At 66.3% G+C, this 332-nt stretch carries 1 protein-coding gene; it reads right to left on the bottom strand.

From position 1 onward, the window contains the following. Positions 1-332, bottom strand: a 332-nt coding sequence (locus tag AAH991_RS40365) for a DNA-directed RNA polymerase subunit beta (RefSeq protein WP_346231224.1), incomplete at both ends; no start/stop codon positions are given.

Raw genomic sequence — 332 nt, 5'->3', positions numbered from 1 at the left:
TGGGGGCGCCGGGACAGGTCGATGCCGAGCTCCTCCGCCGCGCGGAAGACGTCCTCGTCGGTGTCCCTCATCTCGATGGACATGCCGTCGCTGGAGAGAACCTCGACGTTCAGGCAGAGCGACTGCATCTCCTTGATGAGGACCTTGAAGGACTCGGGAATGCCCGCCTCGGGGATGTTCTCGCCCTTGACGATGGCCTCGTAGACCTTCACGCGGCCCAGCACGTCGTCGGACTTGATCGTCAGCAGCTCCTGCAGCGCGTACGCCGCGCCGTAGGCCTCCAGGGCCCACACCTCCATCTCGCCGAAGCGCTGGCCGCCGAACTGCGCCTT

It is taken from the genome of Microbispora sp. ZYX-F-249, assembly GCF_039649665.1.
GTDB lineage: Bacteria > Actinomycetota > Actinomycetes > Streptosporangiales > Streptosporangiaceae > Microbispora > Microbispora maris.
This window is presented reverse-complemented; position numbering and strand designations above follow the sequence as displayed.